A 7,570-nucleotide genomic window follows, 5' to 3' on the forward strand; every position below is an offset into this window, starting at 1 on the left:
CCCGGGCGGGCGGTGGCCGCCCGGGGGGGGGGCGCGCGGGGCGGGCGGCCGCCCGGGGCCGGGCGCCGGGCCCCCCCCCCGGCCCCGCCGCCCCCCCCCCACCCCGGGTGCTGTCATGTGAACGCAAACAATTACACTCCCTCCAGCGCTCGTGAGACAGTGACACCGCGCGACTGGCACTGCACCGATCAAAGGGGCTGTGAGTGGGAAGTGAGACTGCCGGGACGGACCCCCGACAGCCCGTGATGGCTGACGTGGCCAAGCTCGCCGGAGTGTCCCATCAGACGGTGTCGCGCGTCCTCAACGGCGCCCCGCACGTCCGCCCCGACACCCGCGACCGGGTGCTGGCCGCCATCCGCGAACTGGACTACCGGCCCAACTCGGCCGCCCGCGCCCTGGTCACCCGTCGCTCCCAGACCCTCGGCGTGGTCAGCTTCGCCAGCACCCTGTACGGCCCGGCCTCGATGCTCGACGGCCTCGAACAGGCCGCCCGCAGCGCCGGCTACTTCGTCAGCGTCGCCAGCCTCCGCTCGCTCGACAGCCGCTCCGTCCAGGAGGCCGTCGACCGGTTGCGCGACCAGGGCGTCGAGGGCGTCGTGGTGATCGCCCCGCAGATCTCCGCGGTCGGCGCGGTCGCCAGGCTCTCCAGCGCCGTCCCGGTCGTGGCGGTCGGCGCCGGCACCGGCTCCCGCGTCCCCACGGTCGCCGTCGACAACCTGGCCGGCGCCGCCGCGGCCACCCGCCACCTGCTCGACCTCGGCCACCGCACCGTCCACCACGTGGCCGGACCGGCCGGCTGGCTGGAGAGCAAGGACCGCGAGGACGGCTGGCGCCGCACCCTCGACCAGGCCGGCATCGCGGCCCCCGCCGTGCACAGCGGCGACTGGAGCTCGCGCGCCGGTTACCAGGCCGGCATGCGGATCGCCGAGGACCCGGAGGTCACGGCGGTCTTCTGCGCCAACGACCACATGGCGCTCGGTCTGCTGCGCGCCCTGCACGAGGCCGGCCGCTCGGTACCCGGCGACATCAGCGTGGTCGGCTTCGACGACATCCCCGAGGCCGCCTACCTCATCCCGCCGCTCACCACCGTCCGCCAGGACTTCGGCGAGCTCGGCCGCCGCGGCGTGGAGCTGCTGGTCGAGGAGCTGGCCGGGGCCGCCCACGTGCGCAGCCGGGTGCTGATCACGCCGGAGATGGTGCTCCGCCGCTCGGCCGGTCCGGCGCGCCGCGGCTGACCGGTCGGCCGCCCGGCCCTGACCGCGGCCGGTCGGGGCGGCCGGTTCCGGCGCCGGCTCTACCTACCTACCTACCTACCTACCTACCTACCTACCTACCTACCTACCTGCCGCCCGACCGTCCCCGCCGCCCGATCGCCCCCTGCCCGCCGCCGCCCGCGCCGCCCGGGCCGCCCGGGCCCGCCCCGCCCTGCACGTGTGTGCCTTCCTGCCTCCCGCGGTGCCGGGGTGGCGGCGTGTGTCGTGCCCCCGATGAGCCGCGGCGGCTCCGTCCGGCCTCGGCGGGACCCTTGACAGTCCAATTGTGAACGTTAACAATCACTGTGCGCGCCTCGCCGCCACCCACTCCGCCGGCCGGCCGGCCACCCCGCTTCGGCCCCCGCCCGGCGGCCCGTTCCGCCCCGCCCGAGGGTGCGGGAGCGGATCGCGGACCGGCCGCCGGACCGCGACGGCGCAGACCGGCGGCCGGCCCACCACCCCTGCGTACGAAGGACCACACCGTGACCGAGACACCCCCCGCCCCGGACGCGGACCGCTACGTCGTCGGCGTCGACTTCGGCACCCTCTCCGGCCGTGCCGTCGTCGTCCGGGTCCGCGACGGCGAGGAGCTGGGCACCGCCGTCCACCCGTACCCGCACGCCGTGATCGAGGACCGCCTGCCCGGCACCGGCCGCCCGCTGCCCCCCGACTGGGCGCTCCAGCACCCCGAGGACTGGCGCGAGGTGCTGCGCACCGCCGTCCCCGCCGCCCTCGCCGCCTCCGGCGTCGACCCGGCCGCGGTGATCGGCATCGCCACCGACTTCACCGCCTGCACCGTCCTGCCGACCCTCGCCGACGGCACCCCGCTCGCCGAGACCCCCCAGTGGCAGGGCCGCCCGCACGCCTGGCCCAAGCTGTGGAAGCACCACGCCGCACAGCCGCAGGCCGACCGGATCAACGCCCTCGCGCACGCCCGCGGCGAGAAGTGGATCCACCGCTACGGCGGCAGGATCTCCGCCGAGTGGCAGTACGCCAAGGCCCTCCAGGTGCTGGAGGAGGACCCCCAGGTCTACGGCGCCTGCGAGCGCTGGATCGAGGCCGCCGACTGGATCGTGTGGCAGCTCACCGGCGCCGAGTCCCGCAACACCTGCACCGCCGGCTACAAGGGCATCCACCAGGACGGCGGCTACCCGGACGAGGACTACCTCGCCGCCCTGAACCCCGGCTTCGCCGACTTCGCCCGCACCCGCCTGGACCACCCGCTCGCCCCGCTCGGCAGCCGGGTCGGCTCGCTGACCGCCGAGGCCGCCGCCGCCACCGGCCTGCCCGAGGGCATCGCGGTCGCCGCCGGCAACGTCGACGCCCACGTCGCCGCCCCCGCCGCCCGGGCCGTCGACAACGGCCACCTGCTCGCCATCATGGGCACCTCCACCTGCCACGTCGTCAACGGACCCGCCCTCGCCGAGGTCCCCGGCATCTGCGGCGTCGTCGACGGCGGCATCACCGCCGGCTCCTGGGGCTACGAGGCCGGCCAGAGCGCGGTCGGCGACATCTTCGCCTGGTGGCTGCGCCAGGGCGCCCCCGCCGCCTACCTCGCCGAGGCCGAGGCGACCGGCGAGGACCTCCACCAGCTCCTCACCCGCAAGGCCGCCGACCAGCCCGTCGGCGGCCACGGCCTGATCGCCCTCGACTGGATGGGCGGCAACCGCTCCACCCTCGTCGACCACCACCTCTCCGGCGTCATCGTCGGCCTCACCCTCGCCACCCGCCCCGAGGAGATCTACCGCGCCCTGCTGGAGGCCACCGCCTACGGCACCCGCACCATCGTCGACGCGCTCGAGGCGGGCGGCGTCCCCGTCACCGAATTCGTCGTCACCGGCGGCCTCAAGAAGAACGCCCTCCTCATGCAGATCCACGCCGACGTGCTGCGCCGCCCGGTCTCCCTCGCCGCCTCCGAACAGGGCCCCGCCCTCGGCTCCGCCATCCACGCCGCCGTCGCCGCCGGCGCCCACCCCGACGTGCGCACCGCCGCCGCCGCGATGGGCCGCGTCCACCGGCACGCCTACCTGCCCGACCCCGCCCGCGCCGACGCCTACGACGCGCTCTACGCCGAGTACCGGGCCCTGCACGACCACTTCGGCACCGGCCCGGACAAGCAGCTGCACCGCCTGCGCGCCATCCGCAACGCCGCCCTGACCGCCACCCACCCCAGCGAGGACCGATGAGCACCCCGATCGACCTGCTCCGCCGCCAGGTCAGCGACCTGCACCAGGAACTCGTCCGCTACGGCCTCGTCGTCTGGACGGCCGGCAACGTCTCCGCCCGCGTACCCGGCGAGGACCTGTTCGTCATCAAGCCCAGCGGCGTCCCGTACGACGAACTCACCCCCGAGAACATGATCCTCTGCGACCTCGACGGCACCGTCGTCGCCGGCGACCACAACCCGTCCTCCGACACCGCCGCGCACGCCTACGTCTACCGCCACCTGCCCGAGGTCGGCGGCGTCGTGCACACCCACTCCACCTACGCCAGCGCCTGGGCCGCCCGCGGCGAGGCCGTCCCGTGCGTCCTCACCGCCATGGCCGACGAGTTCGGCGCCGAGATCCCGATCGGCCCGTTCGCCCTGATCGGCGACGACTCCATCGGCCGCGGCATCGTCGAGACCCTGCGCGGCCACCGCTCACCCGCCGTCCTGATGAAGAGCCACGGCGTCTTCACCATCGGCAAGGACGCCAAGGCCGCCGTCAAGGCGGCCGTCATGTGCGAGGACGTCGCCCGGACCGTCCACATCTCCCGCCAGCTCGGCGAACCCCTGCCCATCGCCCAGGCCGACATCGACCACCTGAACCACCGCTACCAGCACGTGTACGGCCAGCAGCCCGCTGCCCGGTGAAGGAGAACCCCGCCATGACCAGCAGCACCACCGACACCCGCGAGATCTGGTTCCTCACCGGCAGTCAGGGCCTCTACGGCGAGGACACCCTGCGCCAGGTCGCCGAGCAGTCCCGGACGGTCGCCGCCGCCCTCGACGGCAGCGCCGGCATCCCCGTCCGGATCGTCTGGAAGCCCGTCCTCACCGACGCCGCCGCGATCCGACGCACCTGCCTCGACGCCAACGCCGACGACACCTGCATCGGCCTGATCACCTGGATGCACACCTTCTCCCCGGCCAAGATGTGGATCGCCGGCCTCGACGCCCTGCGCAAGCCCCTGCTCCACCTGCACACCCAGGCCAACACCCGGCTGCCCTGGTCCACCATCGACATGGACTTCATGAACCTGAACCAGGCCGCCCACGGCGACCGCGAGTTCGGCCACATCCAGTCCCGCCTCGGCATCGCCCGCAAGACCGTCGCCGGCCACGCCACCGACCCCGCCACCGTCCACCGGATCGCCCACTGGGCCCGCGCCGCCGCCGGCCGCGCCGAACTCGCCACCCTCAAACTGGCCCGATTCGGCGACAACATGCGCGACGTCGCCGTCACCGAGGGCGACAAGGTCGAGGCGCAGCTGCGCCTCGGCGTCTCCGTCAACACCTACGGCGTCAACGACCTCGTCGCCGTCGTCGACGACGTGGCTGACGCCGACGTGAGCGAGCTCGTCAAGGACTACGACGACCAGTACCGCCTCGCCCCCGAACTCCGCGCCGGAGCCGACCGGCACGACGCGCTGCGCTACGCCGCCCGCATCGAACTCGGCCTGCGCACCTTCCTGCAGGACGGCGGATTCCGGGCCTTCACCACCAACTTCGAGGACCTCGGCGGCCTGCGCCAACTCCCCGGCCTCGCCGTCCAGCGCCTCATGGCCGACGGCTACGGCTTCGGCGGCGAGGGCGACTGGAAGACCGCCGTCCTGCTGCGCACCCTCAAGGCCGCCGCCGACGGCCTGCCCGGCGGCACCTCCTTCATGGAGGACTACACCTACCACCTCGAACCCGGGCAGGAGCTGATCCTCGGCGCGCACATGCTGGAGGTCTGCCCCTCCATCGCCGCCGGCACCCCGTCCTGCGAGATCCACCCGCTGTCCATCGGCGGCCGCGAGGACCCCGTCCGCCTGGTCTTCGACGCCGCCCCCGGACCGGCCGTCGTCGTCGGCCTCGCCGACATGGGCGACCGCTTCCGACTGGTCGCCAACGAGATCGACGTCGTCGACCCCGCCGAACCGCTGCCCCGCCTGCCCGTCGCCCGCGCCGTCTGGAAGCCCCGCCCGGACTTCCGCACCGCCACCGAGGCCTGGCTCACCGCCGGCGCCCCCCACCACACCGTCCTCACCCGGGCCCTGGACACCGACGTCCTCGACGACCTCGCCGAGATGCTCGCCGTCGAACTCGTCCTCATCGACGACACCACCACCATCCGCCGCTTCACCCGCGAACTCCGCTGGAACCAGGCCTACCACCGCCTCGCCCAGGGCTTCTGAGCCCGCCGCCGACCCCTGCTGCCCACGGGCCGCGCCCCGCCGCCCGCGGGGCGCGGCCCGTCCGGCTGCCACCGGCCCTCAGGCCGTCGCCACCGGGCGCCTCACCAGGTACAGCCCCGCGAACGCCGTCAGCACCACCATGCAGACGATGAACGCCACCCCCGCGTCCTCCAGCCCGATCGGTCCGGTCAGCACCCCGACCCCGATCACCGGGACGGAGATGCCCGTGTAGGCCACCACGAACAGCGAGGAGAGCGACCCGCCCCGGGCCTCGGGCGGCGCCGCCCCGGCCACCGCCCCCACCGCGCCGCGCAGCGACAGCCCCTGGCCCGTCCCGCCGACCAGCGCACTCAGCACCAGCAGCGACAGCTCGTCGTGCAGCAGCGAACCGCCCAGCAGCGCCAGCCCCACGATCAGCACCGCGCAGCCCACCGGCAGCGCCCGCCGCACCCCCAGCGCCCCCGCCGCCAACTGCCCCACCGTGGAAGCGAAGAACGCCGAGAAGACGATCAGCCCGATCACCGCCCGGTTGTGCACCCCCAGCGACCCGGTCAGGAACGCCGGCGACACCGACGTGAACACCCCGAACAGCGAGAAACCGGTGAACGCCGCCACCCCGGCCGGCACGAACACCCGCCGCACCTCCGGCGGCAGGCTCGGCAGCTGCGGCCGCGCCTCGGACACCGGCCGCGCCCCCGCCACCGTCTCCGGCAGCGCGAACAGCACCCCCGCCGCGATTGCCACCAGCACCAGGTGCACCACGAACGGCAGCTCCAGCGGATGCGGCGCGTACTGCGCCAGCACCCCCGCCACCAGCGGACCGAGCCCGAGCCCGCCCATGTTCGCCGCCGTCGCCGCGAACGCCGCCCGGCCCTCCCGCCCCGGCGGCGCCAGCTCCATCACGTACGCCGTCGCCGTGCCCGTGAACAGCCCCGCGGAGAACCCCGACATCAGCCGACCCGCGTACAGGAACGGCAGCCCGCCCTCCAGCAGGAAGCACACCGCGCTCAGCGCCGCGAAACCCAGCCCCGCCAGCAGCACCGGCCGCCGGCCGACCGTGTCCGACACATTGCCCGCGACCAGCAGGACCCCGATCACCCCGAAGGCGTACACCGCGAACACCACGGTCACGATCAGCTCCGAGAAGCCCAACTGCTCCTGGTACAGCCCGTAGAGCGGAGTGGGGAGCGTCGTCCCGGCCATACAGACGGCGAAGGCGCCGGCGGCGCCCAGGTACGCGGTGGAACGGGCCGGCCGGACGCCCTGACGATCGCTCATGCGCCCACGCTACGGGCTGCCCGGCCGGACGGCGGGCAAAGCCGTGGCCGCGCCGCACCCGGCCGCCCTCAGGCCGGCTCCAGCCGCCACCACTGGGCCGGAGTGTCCGCGTCCTCCTGCTGGCGGACCGCGCCGTCCGCACCGCCCTCCATCGCCTTGCCGCTGACGATCGCCACCACCGTGAACGTCCCCGGCGCATCCACGTGCTGCTCGAACAGCCACTCCTGCGCGCCGAACGCATTGGCCGTCCACTGCTGGATCGGCACCCCGTCGTCCGTCCGGGCACCCATCACGTCCAGCCGCTTGCCGCTCGCCGCGTTCTCCACGTGGTACAGCCCGGCCCCCGGATGGACCGCCGTCACCTGCCAGACCTGCGCCTCACTGCCGTCGTCCGCCGCATGCCGGGCCTTCACCCCGCTGCCGCTGCGCCCGCCGGTGATCTCCAGCAGCAGGCCGCTGCCCACGTTGCGCAGCCGGTACCGCCCGTCCGCCACCGGACCGAGCCGCGCCGCCGCACCCGACCGTGCCCTGACCATCGCCGCCGACCCCCGTTGCCGTGTCCGACCGTTCCGGGCCCCACGGTACGCGCCCGCACCGACACCGCCCGCCCGCCCGCCCGGGACACGGAACGGCCCCGCCCGGTGCACGCGCACCGGGCG

Annotated in this window: 6 protein-coding genes; 4 read left to right on the forward strand and 2 right to left on the reverse strand. The window is 74.7% G+C overall.

The window, feature by feature from the left end; translation table 11 throughout:
- The first annotated feature begins 245 nt into the window (after window positions 1–245).
- The 4 genes from ACFV0G_RS11860 (at window position 246) to araA (ending at window position 5,633) form a co-directional block, all read left to right on the forward strand.
- The gene (locus ACFV0G_RS11860) at window positions 246–1,235 is read left to right on the forward strand and encodes a LacI family DNA-binding transcriptional regulator (protein WP_380545473.1); all 990 of its coding nucleotides are present in this window, start codon (window positions 246–248) and stop codon (window positions 1,233–1,235) included.
- A gap of 500 nt (window positions 1,236–1,735) precedes the next feature.
- The gene (locus ACFV0G_RS11865; RefSeq protein WP_380545462.1) at window positions 1,736–3,439 is read left to right on the forward strand and encodes a ribulokinase; all 1,704 of its coding nucleotides are present in this window, start codon (window positions 1,736–1,738) and stop codon (window positions 3,437–3,439) included.
- Entirely contained in the window at window positions 3,436–4,107 is a 672-nt protein-coding gene (locus ACFV0G_RS11870) for an L-ribulose-5-phosphate 4-epimerase (protein ID WP_380545464.1), read from the forward strand. Before ACFV0G_RS11865 ends, ACFV0G_RS11870 begins: the two co-directional genes overlap by 4 nt.
- Window positions 4,108–4,121: 14 nt before the next feature.
- Window positions 4,122–5,633: an L-arabinose isomerase gene (gene araA, locus ACFV0G_RS11875; protein WP_380545466.1), complete on the forward strand. Its 1,512-nt coding sequence runs from the start codon at window positions 4,122–4,124 to the stop codon at window positions 5,631–5,633.
- A 78-nt stretch (window positions 5,634–5,711) separates the two neighbouring features.
- On the opposite strand, the gene ACFV0G_RS11880 is transcribed toward araA, so the two are convergent.
- Together ACFV0G_RS11880 and ACFV0G_RS11885 are read right to left on the reverse strand one after the other, a co-directional pair.
- A complete protein-coding gene (locus tag ACFV0G_RS11880) occupies window positions 5,712–6,911 on the reverse strand; it encodes an MFS transporter (RefSeq protein WP_380545468.1) in 1,200 nt (399 codons plus the stop codon).
- A 68-nt stretch (window positions 6,912–6,979) separates the two neighbouring features.
- Window positions 6,980–7,447: an RICIN domain-containing protein gene (locus ACFV0G_RS11885; protein ID WP_380545469.1), complete on the reverse strand. Its 468-nt coding sequence runs from the start codon at window positions 7,445–7,447 to the stop codon at window positions 6,980–6,982.
- Window positions 7,448–7,570: the final 123 nt, after the last annotated feature.

The organism is Kitasatospora sp. NPDC059571 (genome assembly GCF_042735675.1).
Taxonomy (GTDB): Bacteria; Actinomycetota; Actinomycetes; order Streptomycetales; family Streptomycetaceae; genus Kitasatospora.